This is a genomic window from Ensifer adhaerens, assembly GCF_001270265.1.
Lineage (GTDB): Bacteria > Pseudomonadota > Alphaproteobacteria > Rhizobiales > Rhizobiaceae > Ensifer > Ensifer adhaerens_B.
Genome location: NZ_LGAP01000017.1, coordinates 1 through 16,254, shown reverse-complemented (window position 1 = coordinate 16,254; position 16,254 = coordinate 1). Strand labels below are relative to the sequence as shown.

The window sequence follows — 16,254 nt, the reverse complement described above, 5'->3', positions numbered from 1 at the left end:
GTGGCAACCCATTCTCTCGGTCATCCTCGGGCTTGACCCGAGGATCCAAGGTGGCCCACGCGAAATAGGCATGTCTTGTCGAAGAGCCGGATCCTCGGGTCATGCCCGAGGATGACGGGTGGAGAGGTCGCAACGCAACCCGAATTTCGCCAGCAATCCAAACTCTCTATAAGACTGTGTCCTCGGCGATCCCGGCGGCAGAAACGCCTGTCACCCCCGACACTTGGCGCAGCGTCAAATCCGCCTTCTACCATGCCGGCGCGCGGGCGAAGCATCCGGTCGACCGCCGCTTCTGAGCGCTTTCGGCCATCTGGGGCGCGGCCTGCATTGCAGAGATCAATGATCTTGCACGCCGTCTGAGAGACGGGCTCAAAATGGCGGCGCGCGTTCATGTGCAAGTGGCAACCCATTCTCTCCGTCATCCTCGGGCCAAGCCCGAGGATGACGGGCGGAGAGGCCAAGCCCGAGGATGACGAGTGCTGAGGTCGGAACGCACCACGAATTTCGTCGGCAATCCACGCTTTCCCATCAAACTGTGGCTACAACAAACAGCGCCCCGGACCGTGATGATCCGGGGCGCTGTTGGTCATACTGCGATATGCTGGCTCAGGCGGCGCGGCGGTAGCCGGATGCGGTGCCGACGTGAACCTGAGCGGAGGTCTGGAACGCCTTCAGCTTCAGCGCGATCTGCTCCGATTCCACCGTCAGCGCCTGGCTCGCCGCATTGGCCTCTTCGACCATGGCGGCGTTCTGCTGGGTGATCTGGTCCATCTGGCCGATTGCCGTGTTGACCGCCTGCAGGCCGGTTGCCTGCTCGGCCGTGCTGGCGCGGATAGAACCGAAGACCGAGCTGACTTCGACCACCTGCGAGACGATCTGCTGCAGCGACTGGGCGACCTGGTTGACCGAGTTGACGCCGTCATCCACCTGGCCGCGCGACTTGGCGATCAACCCCTGGATGTCCTTGGCCGCGTCGGCGCAGCGCTGGGCAAGTGCCCGCACTTCCGAGGCGACAACGGCAAAGCCCCTGCCCACCTCGCCGGCACGCGCCGCCTCGATGCCGGCATTGAGCGCCAAAAGGTTGGTCTGGAAGGCGATCTCGTCGATGACGTCGACGATGCGGGCAATGCTTGCCGACGACGTCTGGATTTCCTGCATCACCTCGATCGCGTGGGTGACGATCTCGCCGCTCTGCTCGGCGTTGGCGCGGGCGGCAATCACCGTCGAGTTCGCCTGGTCGGCGCCTTCGGCGGTCTGCTTGACCGTGCGCGTTACCTGCTCGACGGCCGCTGCCGTCTCTTCGAGGTTTGCCGCCTGGCGCTCGGTGCGCTTGGCGAGGTCGTCGGCCGCGGCCGCAATCTCCTTGGCGCTCATATGGATCTGGCTGGCACCGGCCTCGATGCCGCCGATCGCGCGGGCAAGCTCGCTGATCGCGTGGTTGAAGTTTTCACCGAGTTCTTCATAGGCAGTCGGCAGATCGGCGGCGATGCGCGCCGTCAGGTCGCCGTCGGAGATCTTCTTCAAGGCGACACCGAAAGTCTGGCTGACGAGCTTGCGCTCGGTCGCCAGCACCTCTTCCTGAACTGCGCGCTGCTTCGTCACGTCGGAAGCGTCCATATAGACCGAGATCGACAGGTCCATGTCGAGGAACATGCCCTTGACGAGGCTCGAAAGCATCGCGCTCATCTCTTCCGCCGACGTCGTCTGGCGCGAGAACAGGCCGGCCTTCGGCCAATGCGCCCTAACGATTTCAGTGATGAGGTGCTCGGCGATCAGCGCGTAGCCACCGATATACCAGCGCGGCTCAAGACCGATGCGGGCGTGCACCTGGCCGATGGTGCGGACCTTCGCGCCATATTCGTCGTTGAAGTTGGCGTCGGCGATGTTGGCCCAATGGCCGACCTGCGCGCCCTTGGCGCGGTTGATATGCGCATCCGACGAGAAGAAGCGGTTCGTCTCCGGCGTCTTCTTGACCCTGGCATAAAACGTGTCGAGCGCCGGCGCCAGTTCCTTCTCCAGGATCGGCTTCAGCGCCTTCAGGCTCGTCTTGGCTGCATCATCAAGCGCCATGAAATTGAGACGACCGGCAATGTCTTCCTTGCCGGCAGCGACGTGTTCCGTTTTCATGCGCGACTTCCCTGCATGCTCTTGCTGGATCATGGAAACTGGACGGGAGACCAAGCGAGAAAGGTCAGATCCACAATCATTGCCGCAATCATGGCGGCTACCTGCACCTCGGCAAACCGCCATGAGGTGCAATCACTTTCCATCAGCACAGGTATAAGCCCATGGTAAAGGAAGCCTTACGGGCGACAGCCTTTTCGGGAGGTTGAAACGCGACACAACCGGAATTGACGAACATCAATTCCGGTTGCGAGGGGTGTTCAATCAGGTGAAGTCGAGCCTAGCCTTTGATCAGGCTGCGCGCCGCACCGCCCAGGATGGCGCCCGCGAGGCCCAGGAGCGCCGCGCCTTCACCGGTGTCAGGGCCTGCACTTCCGTGGCAAGTGCTGCTGCATTTTCGCGGGCCTTGTCGAGGTTGCTGACGCGGGTCGCATCCATCGACTGCAGCGTTCCGCCGCAGTCGAAAATCTCGCGATAGGCAACGCGCTCGACGATCGGCGTGTCGAGAACGGAAACGCCGCGCGAGGCAAGCAGGGCCTTGATGGTCTGCAGCGCGCGCGTCGTCACCAGCGAATTGACGCGCGTCAGAACGACGGAATGGTTGATGCGCACGCGGGACCTGTCTTCGATCTGGCGGATGAGCTCGAGGATCTGCACGGCACCGCGCGCATCCATGGCACAGCCCTGCACCGGGATCAGCACCTGATCGGAAAGTGCGAGCGCCAAGGCGACGATCTGGTCCTTGGCACCGGCGAGATCGATGATGATGTAATCGGCCTCGTCCTTCATTTCCCGGATATGACATTCCAGCGATGCCGGCGTGATATGCGAGATGACGGAGAGTTTGGCGATCTGGCCGGAGTTTTCCGCCCAGCTGGTGATCCAACGCTGCGGATCGGCATCGAGGACCACGACGCGGTGTCCCTGTCTCGCCAGTTCCGTCGACAGGATCAGCGCCGCCGTCGTCTTGCCTGCGCCGCCCTTTGCATTGGCGAATGTGATGACCGCCATCGTATTCCTCATTCTGTCCTGTGTTCCGTGGCTCACCCAACCGATGCTTCGGCGGGGCAATGCCGCTTAATAGAACCTTTCAGAACATGGTTAACGAATCGGAAATTTTCGCTGGCGAAGATTAACACCGCCCTGCTCGATCCGCGGGCAGGACCACGAAAAAGCCCGGAAAACCAAGGGTTTCCGGGCTCAAAGAAAATTAACGCTCAGAGGTTGTTGGGCGATACGCCTGGGCTCAGATGCATTCCCTAAACAGCTTCTTGGCCGCATCGAGCGTCAGCTCGACCGGGTTGCCGCCGGCCGTCGGGTCGACGATCGCCATTTCCGACATCTCGTCGATGCGGTCGGTGCCGACGCCAAGTGCGGAGAGTTTGTCGGGAACGCCGAGTTCCTCGCGCAGCTTCAGCACATAATCGTAGAAGCCGTCGAAGCCGCCCGAAATGCCGAGATAGGCGGCCGCGCGGACGATCTTGTCCTCGATCGCGGAGCGGTTGAAGCGCAACACCGGCGGCATCACCACGGCATTGGTCATGCCATGGTGGGTGTTGTAGATCGCGCCGACCGGATGGGAGAGCGAATGGATGGCGCCGAGCCCCTTCTGGAAGGCGACGGCACCCATGGCGGCGGCACTCATCATGTTGGCGCGGGCCTCGATATCGGTGCCGTCCTTGTAGGCGCGCGGCAGGTATTCCTTGACCAGGCGCATGCCTTCGAGCGCGATACCGGCCGACATCGGATGATAGAACGGCGAGGAGTAGGCTTCCAGGCAATGGGCGAAGGCGTCCATGCCGGTGCCGGCGGTGATGACCTTCGGCATGCCGACCGTCAGTTCCGGATCGCAGATGGTCACGGCCGGCAGGAACTTCGGGTGAAAGATCACTTTCTTGACGTGGCTGGCCGAGTTGGTGATGACGCTGGCGCGGCCGACTTCCGAGCCGGTGCCTGCTGTCGTCGGCACGGCGACGATCGGCGCGATGCCTTCGACGCTCGCACGCGTCCACCAGTCGCCGACATCCTCGAAGTCCCAGACCGGGCGGCTCTGGCCGGCCATGAAGGCCACGCACTTGCCGAGGTCGAGACCGGAGCCACCGCCGAAGGCGACGACGCCGTCATGGCCGCCGTCTTTGAACGCCTTGACACCGGCATCGAGATTGACGTCGTTCGGGTTCGGATCGACATCGGCGAAGATCGCCCGGCCAAGCCCGTTGGCCTCGAGGATATCGAGCGCGTTCTGCGTGATCGCCATCGGCGCCAGGCCACGGTCGGTGATCAAGAGCGGCTTCTTCATGCCGACGGCCTTGCAATGGTCAGCAAGCTCCTTGATCCGGCCGGCGCCGAACTTGATGGCGGTCGGATAGCTCCAGTTCGCGGTGATCGTCATGCTGTGACTTTCTTCAGATGGTAGGATTTCGGGCGGGTAAGGTTCTGGAAGCCGATGACCGAAAGCGAGCCGCCGCGGCCGGTTTCCTTGACGCCGGTCCAGCACAATGCCGGATCGAGATAGTCGGCGCGGTTCATGAACACGGTGCCGGTTTCAAGATCGCGGCCGATGCGCGAGGCGCGGTCCGCATCCTGGGTCCACAGCGACACGGTCAGCCCGTATTGGCAATCGTTCATCAGCTCGATCGCCTGGCTGTCGCTCTTCACCTTCATGATGCCGACGGCCGGGCCAAAGGTTTCCTCGCGCATGAAGGCCATGGAGTGATCGACATCGACCAGCACCTGCGGGGCGAGATAGGCACCGCCATCGTCCTGCGGGAACAGTTTTGGATCGACCAGCGCCTTGGCGCCCTTCGAGATCGCATCGGCGATCTGCTCCCGCACGGTCGCCGCAAAGCGCTTGTGCGCCATCGGCCCCAGCGTCGTTTCCGGATCGAGCGGATTGCCGAGCTTGTAGTTCGACACCCAGGCGACCGACTTCTCGACGAAGGCGTCATAGAGCGATTCATGCACATAGATGCGCTCGATGCCGCAGCAGCACTGGCCCGAATTGAAGGTAGCGCCATCCATCAGCGTATCGACGGCCGCATCGAGATCGGCGTCTTCCATGACATAGCCCGGATCCTTGCCGCCAAGTTCGAGGCCGAGACCGGTAAAGGTTCCGGCAGCCGCGCGCTCGATCGACCGGCCGCCTTCGACCGAACCGGTGAAATTGATGAAGTCGAAGCTCTTGGCCGCGATCAAGGCTGCCGTCGTCTCGTGGTCGAAGAAGACGTTCTGGAACACGTCGGCCGGAACGCCGGCCTCGACGAAGGCGCGCACCATGCGCTCGCCGACGAGGATGGTCTGGCTGGCATGCTTGATGATGACGGTGTTACCGGCCATCAGCGCCGGCGCGACCGTGTTGATCGCGGTCATATAGGGGTAGTTCCAAGGCGCAATGACGAAGACCACGCCGTGCGGCTCGCGCTCGATACGACGGCCGAAGCGGTCGCTGTCCTCGACGAGGATCGGCTGCAGCGCGTCGGCGGCAATCGAGGCGACATAGTTCGAGCGCTCGTTGAACCCCTTGAACTCGCCGCCGTAGCGCACCGGCCGGCCCATCTGCCAGGCCAGTTCCGGCACGACCTCGTCGACCATCTCGTTGAGGCGGGCGACACCGGCCAACACCAGATTGACGCGCTCGTCCAGCGGACGGCGGGCCCAGCTTTTCTGTGCCTGGCGGGCGTGGGCGACAGCCTGTTTCGCCAGCTCCAGCGGCATCGCCGGGCGTTCGGCATAAACCTCTCCGTTCACCGGAGAAATGCACTTGATCATGCTCATGATCGTCTTCCTGCTTCCATTTCGAATGACGGCGTGGCCGGCCCTGGTTACGGACCGGCCACCGAAGTGTGAATTTTCGGCCCTATGTCAGGCCCGCTCGAAGCCGCGCGCAACCTCCCAGTCGGTGACGCGACGGTCGTATTCTTCCTGTTCCCACTCGGCCGCGCGGACATAGTGATCGATGACGTCGTCACCAAAGGCGGCGCGCAGCATCTCGGAGCCCGTCAGCGCCTCGGTCGCCGCACGCAGGGTGTGCGGGATTTCGCGCACGTTCTTGCCGCCATAGGCGTCGCCCACGAAGGGCGCCTCCAGTTCCATCTTGCCTTCGATACCGGAAATGCCGGCTGCGAGCAAAGCCGCGAAAGCGAGATAGGGGTTTAGGTCGGAGCCGCCGACGCGGCACTCGATGCGGATCGCCTTGGTGTCTTCTCCGCACAGGCGATAGCCGGCCGTGCGGTTGTCCTTGCTCCACACCGCCTTGGTCGGCGCGAACGTGCCGGCCATGAAGCGCTTGTAGGAATTGATGTAGGGCGCAAGGAAATAGGTGATCTCGCTGGCGTGGCTGAGCAAGCCGGCCACATATTGGCGCATCTGCTCCGACATGCCGTATTTGCCGTCCTGGTCGAAGAATTTGGGCGTCTTGCCGTCGGCACTCCATAGCGACTGGTGGACATGCGAGGACGAGCCGGCCGCCGAATAGTTCCACTTGGCAAGGAAGGTGATCGCCTTGCCGCGCGACCAGGCGATTTCCTTGCAGCCGTTTTTGATGATCGCGTGCCGGTCGGCCATCGTCAGGGCGTCGGCATAGCGCACGTTGATCTCTTCCTGGCCGGCGGAGGCTTCGCCCTTGGAATTCTCGACCGGGATGTCGGCGCCCTGCAGGCCGTTGCGGATCGCCCGCATCACATCCTCTTCCTTGGTGGTCTGGAAGATGTGGTAGTCCTCGTTGTAACCGCTGACGAGCTGCAGATTGCGATAGCCGGACCGGCGCGCATCGTCATAGGTCTGATCGAAGAGGAAGAATTCAAGCTCGCTTGCCATGAAGGCCTTGAGGCCCATCGCCTCCAGCCGCGCGATCTGCTTCTTCAATATGGCGCGCGGCGAATGCGGCACTTCGGCGTGGGTGTGATGGTCGAGCATGTCGCACAGCACCAGTGCGGTGCCTTCGAGCCACGGGATGCGCCGCAGCGTCGAAAGGTCCGGCTTCATCGTGTAGTCGCCGTAGCCCTTCTCCCAGCTCGTCGCCTTGTAGCCGGAGACGGTCTCCATCTCCATGTCGGTCGCCAGCAGGTAGTTGCAGCTATGCGTTTCCTGCCAGGCGCTGTCGACGAAATACTGCGCGTGAAAGCGCTTGCCCATCAGCCGGCCCTGCATGTCGACCTGGCAGGCGAGAACCGTATCGATGCGGCCTGCGGCGACATCCTCTTTCAATTGCTCGAACGAATAGCTCATCAAATTTCATCCCATGTTTCGGCAAGCGGCCGTTCCCGTGGCCGCAAAAAGAAAGCGGGAGCAGCCCATGCGCTCCCGCCCATTTTATTATTGGTTAGACTTGGCCGACCGCCTTTTCGGCAGCGGCGATTTCCGCCTGGCGGCGTGCCACTTCCTCGCCGATCGGCGGGCCGCGGAAGCGGCGCGTTTCGAAACCGAACCAGATGATTGCGGTCAGCACCAGGAAGCCGACGGTGATGTAGAGCGCCCAGTCGTTCGGCGGCTGGATACCGAGAACGAAGATCAGCACCATCGAGATGATCGAGAGTACCGCGAAGAGCTTGAACATGCCTTCGCCCAGGTTCCACGGACCCATCTTGTCCCACTTCGACGACCCCCAGGCGAACAGGCCGAGCGTGATCGGGATCGCGAAGGAGAAGAACAGGAAGATGACGGTGCACGATACGACGATGGTGTAGACGGGCGTCGCGCCGATCGAAACCAGCGACGAACCCCAGACGAAGAGCACGGAGAGGATCGAACCGGTCCAGATCGCCGCGACCGGCGTGCGGTAGGTCGGGCTCACCTTGGCAAGCGCCTTGGAGGCCGGCAGGCCGCCGTCACGCGAGAAGGCGAAGATCATGCGCGACGCCGAGGTCACGGTTGCAAGGCCGCAAAGCCACTGGCTGACGAGGATGGCGAGATAGAGCACGTCCTTGATCACCGGATGGACCTGCGCGTCCATCCCCCAGAAGAACACGTTCCAGCCCTGCTTGGCGGCTTCGTCCATGTTCGGGAGCATCAGCACGAAGGAGCACAGCATGATGTAACCGAACAGCGCCGACCACAGTACCGAAGAGACCATGCCGCGCGGCACGGATTCCGCCGCCTTGACGGTTTCTTCAGAGGTGTGCGCGGATGCGTCATAACCGGTGATCGTGTAGATCGGTAGCAGCAGGCCAAGCAGGAAGACCCAGGTGCCCGAGGTCGCCGGCCAGACGTTGCCGCCGGTTTCGCCCGAGTAGTTCGAGAAGGTGAAGAGCCGGCCGATGTCGTAGCTGTCGGCAGCCACCAGGCATACGAGGGCCAGCAGGATCGACGTCGCGAAGATCAGGTAGCCCGAGAAGTCGGTGAGCTTGGCCGTCAGACCGATGCCCATATGGTTCACCAGCGCCTGCGCACCCGTGATGATCGCCAGGAAGACGATGCGGGTCAGCGTCGTATCTGCAAGGCCGAAATACGGCGTGCCGAACGAGCCCATGAAGAAGTAGTAGGTGCCGACGTTGATGGCGCCGAGAACGGTGACAAGGCCGAGCAGGTTGAACCAGGCGGTCAGCCAACCGGTGAAGCGGTTGCCGAGGATCGAGCCCCAGTGATAGAGGCCGCCGGCCGTCGGATAGGCCGAGCTGATCTGTGCCATGGCAACGGCAAAGACGAGCGAAATGAAGCAGCCGAGCGGCCAGCCGATGCCGATTGCCGCCCCGCCCGCGCCGGCGGTGGCCTGCGCCAGCGAGTTGATGCCGCCCGAGAGAATGCAGATGATGGAGAACGACACCGCGAAGTTCGAGAACTGGCTCATTCGCCGCTCGAGCTCCTGGGCGTAGCCCATCGAATGCAGGACCTGCATGTCCTGCTTTTTGTCGAGATCACTGTAGTCTGACATTTTTCTTCCCCTGATTTACTCAGACCCGACCGCCCCATTGCGGCAGGGTCCCATCACCACCTGTCCCGGCAAGCCGGAACAGGACCGCGGCCAGGCCGCTCCCCAGGGTCTTTTATTGTTTTGAAAGTGCTGCCACGCCTTGGGCGAGCAGCCCTTCCAGATAATCGGCCATGACCCTCTGGCCGATCTCGTTTCGAATGAGATCGTTGCGGATCTCGATCATCACATTCGGCAGTCCGTTGTGGACGCCGTATTCGATCAGGCTGTGCGTGACGCCATCGGCCGGCCCGTAGGGCTCGTTGCGGCGGATGTCGTAGGCGACCTTGCCCTTGGTTGCGAAGGTCAGCATGCGGTCGGCAAGCCGGCTGTCGGCATCGTGCAGGATGCCGATTTCGACCGCCCGCGGCTTGCCGAAATAAACGGGCGTGAACGAATGCATGGTGACGACCACCGGCGGTCGGCCTTTGGCCTTGCGCTCGGTGACGAACCGGCTGACGGCGTCGCGAAACGGCAGGTAGATCTCGTCGACCCGTGCCCGGCGCTCCTCCTCCGTCATGTCGCGATTGCCCGGAACCTCGTAGACTTCGCTGACAGCCGGCATTGCGCCATCGGCTTCCGGCGGCCGGTTGCAATCATAGGCAAGACGCGAAAAGCGCTGATAGATCAGGGCCGCGTCGAGTTTGCGTGACAAGAACTCGGCAACCGCAAGCGCGCCCGGATCCCAGGCAATGTGGCTTTCGAGCGCCTGCTGGGAAAGGCCGAGCGAACCGAGACGCTCCGGCACCCGGCGTGACGCATGTTCGCAAACGAGAACGAGATCGCCTCTCCCGGCCGCATTCTCGATCGCAACCGGATCACCATCTGTATCGGTCAAAAGTCGCGTCAACACCGGCATCCCCTCTTGCCCCGTTAGACGTTCGTTAATGAAAAGATTTGTTCAGAGATAAGCGAGTGTCAATCGAAATCTGAAACGATCTCTTCAAAATTGCGATTGACTCCAATTGTGACAGCGATGTTTAATCTGTCACAAACTGGCGTTAGACCGGTTCAGGGGAACGAATTTGACCAGCAAGGCGACATCCACGACGGTGTCGGATGTGATCAATGCCCACTTCGCCGCACTGACCCGTGCGGAAAGACAGTTGGCCGAGACACTTCTCGACAATTATCCGGTATCGGGACTCGGTTCGATCACCACGGTCGCCGAGAATGCCGGCGTATCGACGCCGACCGTCGCGCGCATGGTGCAAAAGCTTGGTTTCAAAGGCTTTCCCGATTTCCAATCGCGGCTGCACCAGGAGCTGGAAGCCACGATTTCCAACCCGATCAGCAAGCATGACCGCTGGGCCGCGAGCGCGCCCGGCACCCACACGCTCAATCGCTTTGCCGATGCCGCCATGAACAACATGCGCGAGACGCTGGCGCAGATCGAGCCGCGCGAATTCGACGAGGCAGTCGCCCTCGTCGCCGACCGCAAGCGCAACGTCTATCTGCTTGGCGGCCGCATCACCCGTGCCGTTGCCGACTATCTCTTCACGCATCTGCAGGTAATCCGATCTGGTGTCACCGAGATCGCGTCGAATGCCAGCGCCTGGCCGCATTACGTGCTCGACATGCGCGCCGGCGACGTGCTGATTCTCTTCGACATCCGCCGCTACGAACAGGAAATGGAGACGCTGGCGAAATCCGCACGCGAGCGCGGAGTCGAGATCGTGCTCTTCACCGATCGCTGGAGCTCGCCGGTGGCAAAGTCCGCCTCCAAGGTCTTCCGCTCGCAGATCGAGGTTCCCTCGGCCTGGGACAGTTCGGTGGTGATCCTGTTTCTGGTCGAAGCGCTGATCGAAGCCGTTCAGAGCACCAACTGGGACGCGACCCGCGACCGGATGAAGACGCTCGAGGGGCTGTTCGATTCGACCCGCATCTTTCGCAAACCGGTTTAGGAGGAATAGCCGGCACGTTCACGGAATTTTATGCACGTGTGTTTCAGTGAAGTCGCCGTGTCGGAAAAAGAATTGTTCTTCCAACGACATGCGCGGCGCGAACAGACAGATCGCTGTCACACAAGCTTCATCGCATCTCATTAACAGCATCGCCGAAATTGACTGAAACCCATAAGGAGAACGCCAGTGATTTCAAAGATTCAACGCCTGCTCTCGCTTTCCACCGCCATTCTTCTGGCAACGACGGCGATTGCCGCTGCCGAGCCGAGCGCAGAGCTCATCGAAGCCGCCAAGAAGGAAGGCATGCTCACCACCGTCGCTCTGCCCCACGACTGGTGCGGCTACGGTGACGTCATCGCCGCCTTCAAGGCCAAGTACCCGGAAATCCAGGTCAACGAACTGAACCCCGACGCCGGCTCTGCCGACGAAGTCGAGGCAGTCAAGGCCAACAAGGACAACAAGGGCCCGCAGGCGCCTGACGTTGTCGACGTCGGCCTCGCCTTCGGTCCGCAGATGAAGGCCGAAGGCCTGCTCCAGCCGTACAAGGTATCCACCTGGGACGAAATTCCCGATAGCGTCAAGGACGCGGAAGGCTACTGGTACGGCGACTATTACGGCGTGATGTCCTTCCTCGTGAACAAGGACCTCGTCAAGAATACACCGAAGGACTGGACCGATCTGCTGAAGCCGGAATATGCCGGCCAGGTCGCGCTTGCCGGCGACCCGCGCGCCTCGAACCAGGCGATCCTCGGCGTTCTCGCTGCCGGTCTCGCCAAGGGTGCAAAGTCGGGCAAGGAAGCCGGTGAAGCTGGTCTCGGCTACTTCGCCGAACTGAACAAGGCCGGCAACTTCGTTCCGGTCATCGGCAAATCAGGCACGCTGGCCCAGGGCTCGACCCCGATCATCGTCGCCTGGGACTACAACGCACTCGGCTGGGCCAAGACGCTGGCCGGCAACCCGCCGACCGAAGTCGTCGTTCCTGCAAGCGGCGTTCTCGCCGGCGTCTACGTTCAGGGCATCTCGGCCTATGCGCCGCACCCGAACGCAGCGAAGCTTTGGATGGAGCACCTCTACTCCGACGAAGGTCAGCTCGGCTGGCTCAAGGGCTTCTGCCACCCGGCCCGCTTCAACGCCATGGTCAAGGCCGGCAAGGTTCCGCAGGCGCTGATCGACGCCCTGCCGCCGGCAGCGGCTTACGAAAAGGCCTACTTCCCGACGCTCGAAGAAGTCGACGCCAACAAGGCTGCCGTCACCGGCGGCTGGGACTCCGTCGTCGGCGCGAACGTCCAGTAAGCCTTTCCGCAACCATGCCGTCCCGGCCGGTTTTCCGGCCGGGACGGATACGTTACTGCTGAATGTTTCCTTAGATCCCAGCCGAATTAAGGACAAAAACATGCAGGAATTCAAAGTGCTACAGCGACCTTTGCGCGTCTGATAAGACGCGCGGCGCTGTAGAAAATTCAATGAACGACCGCGTCCGCAACGCGGCTTTTCGGGGCGAACGGAATGTCATCTGCTAAACCCGACGCCAGTCCGCCTGCGCGTCGCCTACCGCTTCACTGGCTGGGTATTTTGCCCTTTGCCGCGTTCGTGACGCTGTTTCTCATTCTGCCGACGATGAAGATCGTGGTCGGCGCGTTTCAGACACCGGACGGCAGCTTCACCTTCGACAATATCCGGGGCCTGTTCACGCCTTCGATCCTTGCGGCCTATTGGATCTCCATCAAGATCAGCATCGCCTCGGCGCTCCTCGGCTGCCTGATCGGCTTTGCCATGGCTTCGGCCATCGTCTTCGGCGGGCTGCCGAAAGGGATCCGCGGGCCGCTTCTGACCTTTTCCGGCGTTGCCTCCAACTTTGCCGGCGTGCCGCTCGCCTTCGCCTTCCTCGCGACGCTGGGGCCGGTCGGCATTGTCACCATCTTCCTGCGCTCGCAACTTGGTGTCGATCTGCGGATGCTCGGCTTCAACCTCCTGTCCTTCTGGGGGCTGACCGTCACCTACCTCTTCTTCCAGATTCCCCTGATGATCCTCATCATCACGCCGGCGCTCGACGGGCTGAAGCGCGAGTGGCGCGAGGCGGCCGAGATCCTCGGCGCCAGCGGCCTGCAATATTGGCGCATGGTCGCCTTCCCGATCCTGCTGCCCTCGCTGCTTGGCACCTTGGCGCTTCTCTTCGCCAACGCCTTCGGCGCGGTCGCGACCGCCATCGCATTGACCGGTTCGTCGCTCTCGATCGTGCCTATCCTGCTCTTCGCCCAGATCCGCGGCGATGTTCTCGGCAACCCGAACCTCGGCTACGCGCTCGCCTTCGGCATGATCGTCGTGACGGGCATCGCCAACGCGATCTACATCTGGCTTCGCGCCCGCAGCGAGAGGTGGCTGAAATGAAGAAGATCTGGGCCTGGGGCGCCCTCCTTTTCGGGCTCCTCTATTTCACCCTGCCGCTCATCGGCATGACCAACTTCTCGCTGAAGATGCGCCGCGGCGAGTATTCCTTCGACGCCTACGCGAAGGTCTTTGGCGACCCGCGCTTCCAGGAGACCTTCACCTATTCCATCATGCAGGCGCTGTTCACCATCGTCTTCGGCGTGCTGCTCGTCGTGCCGACGACCTACTGGGTTCGGCTCAAGCTGCCGCGGCTGCGTCCCTATGTCGAGTTCATCACGCTGCTGCCGCTCGTCATCCCGGCGATCGTCATCGTCTTCGGCTATATCCGGCTCTACAACACCTCGAGCTGGCTGCCGCTGACCGGCTCGCTCACCGGCACCAACATGCTGCTGATGTTCGGCTATGCCACGCTTGCACTCCCCTATATGTACCGGGCGGTGGACACGGGGCTGAGGACAATCGACATCGCCACACTGACCGAAGCCGCACAAAGCCTCGGGGCGGGATGGGTCACCATTCTCGGACGGATCATCCTGCCGAATGTTCTTGTCGCGGTGCTCTCGGGCGCCTTCCTGACCTTCGCCATCGTTATTGGCGAGTTCACCATGGCAGCGCTTTTGAACAGGCCAGCCTTCGGTCCGTATATGCAGCTTCTCGGCGCCAACCGCGCCTATGAGCCCGCCGCGCTCGCCGTGATCGCCTTCGGCATCACCTGGGGCTGCCTCGGCCTCATCCAACTCGTCTCGCGCTTCCAAAAAAGCGCGCCTCCCAAGGCCTGAGGATCATTCCGCATGAGTTTCCTGACACTGACCAACATCCAGAAATCCTTCGGCCCCGTGCAGGTCGTGCATGGCTTCGACATGGCGATCGAAAAGGGCGAGTTCGTGTCCTTCCTCGGCCCGTCAGGCTGCGGCAAGACGACCGTCCTGCGCATGATCGCCGGCTTCGAGACGCCCTCCGGCGGATCCATCGTCATCAATGGCAAGGACCAGGGAACGCTGAAGCCGAACCAGCGCAATATCGGCATGGTGTTCCAGGCCTATGCGCTGTTTCCCAACATGAACGTGCAGGACAACGTCGCCTTCGGCCTCAAGGTCGCCGGCGCGCAGAAGACGGAGATCGACACACGCGTCAAGCAGATGCTGAGCCTGATCAAGCTCGAGCACCTGGCCGACCGCTTCCCCTACCAGCTTTCCGGCGGCCAGCAGCAGCGCGTCGCGCTCGCCCGCGCACTCGCCGTCAAGCCGCAGGTGCTGCTGCTCGACGAGCCGCTGTCGGCACTCGACGCCAAGATCCGCGTGTCGCTGCGCGAAGAAATCCGCCAGATCCAGCAGCAGCTCGGCATCACCACCGTGTTCGTCACCCATGACCAGGAAGAGGCGCTGTCGATCTCCGATCGCATCGTCGTCATGAATGCCGGCCGCGCCGACCAGATCGGCACGCCGTTCGAGGTCTACAACACGCCTGCGACCCGCTTCGTCGCCTCCTTCGTCGGCACGCTCAACATCATCGAGGGCAAGGTTGCCGATCCGGCCGCAGGCGCCGTCACCATCGGCAACCAGCAGGTCTCCCTGAGGGATTCGATCGCCGGCATGAAGGGTGGCGACAACATTTCGCTGGCGCTGCGCCCGGAGGCAGGCTCGATTGCCGACAGCGCCAAGGGCGACACGACGCTTGCCGGTCAGGTGGTATCGACCAGCTTCCTCGGCTCGGTCATCCGCACCAAGCTGCGCATTGGCGGCGACGTCATTTCCTTCGACATGTTCAACGATCCCGGTCTGACGCCGCCGGCCTCCGGCGACAACGTCACGCTGCGGTTTGCCGCCAAGGACTTGTTGGTCATTCGAGAATAGCCAAGGGCCTGAAAGGATCTCCCGCTGCCGGAATCTTTTCGCCCGGCGGCGGCAGACCTTGGAAAAATCTGTCGTGATTGCCGATATTTTCGTCGCGACACGCGTTTGACCACGCGTGGCCGATCTATATAGTCGCTCCTGTTCTCAGGGCGGGGTGAAACTCCCCACCGGCGGTAGCGATCGAAAGATCGAAGCCCGCGAGCGCTTCGAGGTTTTTCTTTGAAGGTCAGCAGATCCGGTCAGATTCCGGAGCCGACGGTCACAGTCCGGATGGAAGAGAGCAAGCAGGAACGTGGGCCCCGCGCCGGGGTTTCGCGCGCATGCATGTTCGCCCGACGGGAAAATTGGAAACGCCAAACCCTGGAAGGCTTGAGACCATGACTATTCTTTCCCACCCCACCGCCAAGGTTGCGATCGTCCGTGCCCGCTGGCACGCCGACATCGTCGACCGCTGCGTCGATGCCTTCGTCGCCCAGTGGACGAAGCTTGGCGGCACGGCGGCCGACGTCGAGATCTTCGATGTGCCGGGCGCGCTGGAAATCCCGCTGCATGCGCAGAAGCTGGCGAAGACCGGCCGCTACGCCGCGATCCTCGGCACCGCCTTCGTCGTCGACGGCGGCATCTACCGCCATGACTTCGTTGCCGGCACGGTGCTCGACGGCATGATGCGCGTCCAGCTCGACACCGACGTGCCGGTGCTTTCGGCCGTGCTGACCCCGCACAATTTCCAGGAAAGCGCGCCGCTGATCGCCTTCTTCCGCGAGCACTTCGTCACCAAGGGCGAAGAGGCTGCCAATGCCTGCGCCCAGATCCTCGACGCCCGCGCCAAGCTCGCGCTGATCAACGCCTGATCTGCTGGCGGTCGCGAGCCGCGCCGTATCCGGTTGCCTCTCATCCGGCCTGCCGGCCACCTTTGTAACTTCCCTATCACCGCATTCGCAGGTGTAATGGACAATGCGGTAGCGGGCGAAAGACCGAAGCACCTTTGGGACAGCAAGCCCGTGGGAGAGCTTGGGTCCTCGCCCGCCGTTCCATCGAACCCGAACAGTCGCCAGGGCCGCTTGCGCAAGCGAAGCCCGAT

The 16,254-nt window shown here is 62.3% G+C and carries 13 protein-coding genes and 1 riboswitch; of the genes, 6 read left to right on the top strand and 7 right to left on the bottom strand.

The window, feature by feature from the left end; genetic code table 11:
* Positions 1-606 precede the first annotated feature (606 nt).
* The 7 genes from AC244_RS21770 to AC244_RS21740 all read right to left on the bottom strand — a co-directional run bounded on the left by AC244_RS21770 (position 607) and on the right by AC244_RS21740 (position 9,878).
* Positions 607-2,127: a globin-coupled sensor protein gene (locus tag AC244_RS21770; RefSeq protein ID WP_053250920.1), complete on the bottom strand. Its 1,521-nt coding sequence runs from the start codon at positions 2,125-2,127 to the stop codon at positions 607-609.
* 288 nt (positions 2,128-2,415) lie between these two features.
* Entirely contained in the window at positions 2,416-3,135 is a 720-nt protein-coding gene (locus AC244_RS21765; protein WP_053250919.1) for a ParA family protein, read from the bottom strand.
* A 235-nt stretch (positions 3,136-3,370) separates the two neighbouring features.
* On the bottom strand, positions 3,371-4,516 hold the full coding sequence (locus tag AC244_RS21760) for an iron-containing alcohol dehydrogenase (RefSeq protein WP_053250918.1): 1,146 nt from the start codon (positions 4,514-4,516) through the stop codon (positions 3,371-3,373).
* Positions 4,513-5,898: an aldehyde dehydrogenase family protein gene (locus AC244_RS21755; RefSeq protein WP_053250917.1), complete on the bottom strand. Its 1,386-nt coding sequence runs from the start codon at positions 5,896-5,898 to the stop codon at positions 4,513-4,515. The genes AC244_RS21760 and AC244_RS21755 overlap by 4 nt, the downstream gene beginning before the upstream one ends.
* 87 nt (positions 5,899-5,985) lie before the next feature.
* Complete coding sequence (locus AC244_RS21750; protein WP_053250916.1) at positions 5,986-7,350, bottom strand: glutamine synthetase family protein; 1,365 nt, start codon at positions 7,348-7,350, stop codon at positions 5,986-5,988.
* 94 nt (positions 7,351-7,444) lie between these two features.
* Entirely contained in the window at positions 7,445-8,992 is a 1,548-nt protein-coding gene (locus AC244_RS21745) for an amino acid permease (protein WP_053250915.1), read from the bottom strand.
* Positions 8,993-9,104: 112 nt separating this feature from the next.
* Positions 9,105-9,878, bottom strand: a complete 774-nt coding sequence (locus AC244_RS21740; protein WP_053251005.1) for an N-formylglutamate amidohydrolase — start codon at positions 9,876-9,878, stop codon at positions 9,105-9,107.
* A 175-nt stretch (positions 9,879-10,053) separates the two neighbouring features.
* On the opposite strand from AC244_RS21740, the gene AC244_RS21735 reads away from it, so the two are divergent.
* The 6 genes from AC244_RS21735 to AC244_RS21710 all read left to right on the top strand — a co-directional run bounded on the left by AC244_RS21735 (position 10,054) and on the right by AC244_RS21710 (position 16,024).
* The gene (locus tag AC244_RS21735; protein WP_053250914.1) at positions 10,054-10,932 is read left to right on the top strand and encodes a MurR/RpiR family transcriptional regulator; all 879 of its coding nucleotides are present in this window, start codon (positions 10,054-10,056) and stop codon (positions 10,930-10,932) included.
* Positions 10,933-11,118: 186 nt separating this feature from the next.
* On the top strand, positions 11,119-12,225 hold the full coding sequence (locus AC244_RS21730) for an ABC transporter substrate-binding protein (protein WP_053250913.1): 1,107 nt from the start codon (positions 11,119-11,121) through the stop codon (positions 12,223-12,225).
* Between the two features lie 213 nt (positions 12,226-12,438).
* Positions 12,439-13,320, top strand: a complete 882-nt coding sequence (locus AC244_RS21725; protein WP_053250912.1) for an ABC transporter permease — start codon at positions 12,439-12,441, stop codon at positions 13,318-13,320.
* Positions 13,317-14,099 (top strand): ABC transporter permease, encoded by a 783-nt coding sequence (locus AC244_RS21720; protein WP_053250911.1) that lies wholly within the window; start codon positions 13,317-13,319, stop codon positions 14,097-14,099. The genes AC244_RS21725 and AC244_RS21720 overlap by 4 nt, the downstream gene beginning before the upstream one ends.
* 12 nt (positions 14,100-14,111) lie before the next feature.
* A complete protein-coding gene (locus tag AC244_RS21715; protein ID WP_053250910.1) occupies positions 14,112-15,173 on the top strand; it encodes an ABC transporter ATP-binding protein in 1,062 nt (353 codons plus the stop codon).
* 136 nt (positions 15,174-15,309) lie between these two features.
* Positions 15,310-15,459: riboswitch (FMN riboswitch) on the top strand.
* A 91-nt stretch (positions 15,460-15,550) separates the two neighbouring features.
* On the top strand, positions 15,551-16,024 hold the full coding sequence (locus AC244_RS21710; protein WP_053250909.1) for a 6,7-dimethyl-8-ribityllumazine synthase: 474 nt from the start codon (positions 15,551-15,553) through the stop codon (positions 16,022-16,024).
* The last annotated feature ends 230 nt before the right edge of the window (positions 16,025-16,254 follow it).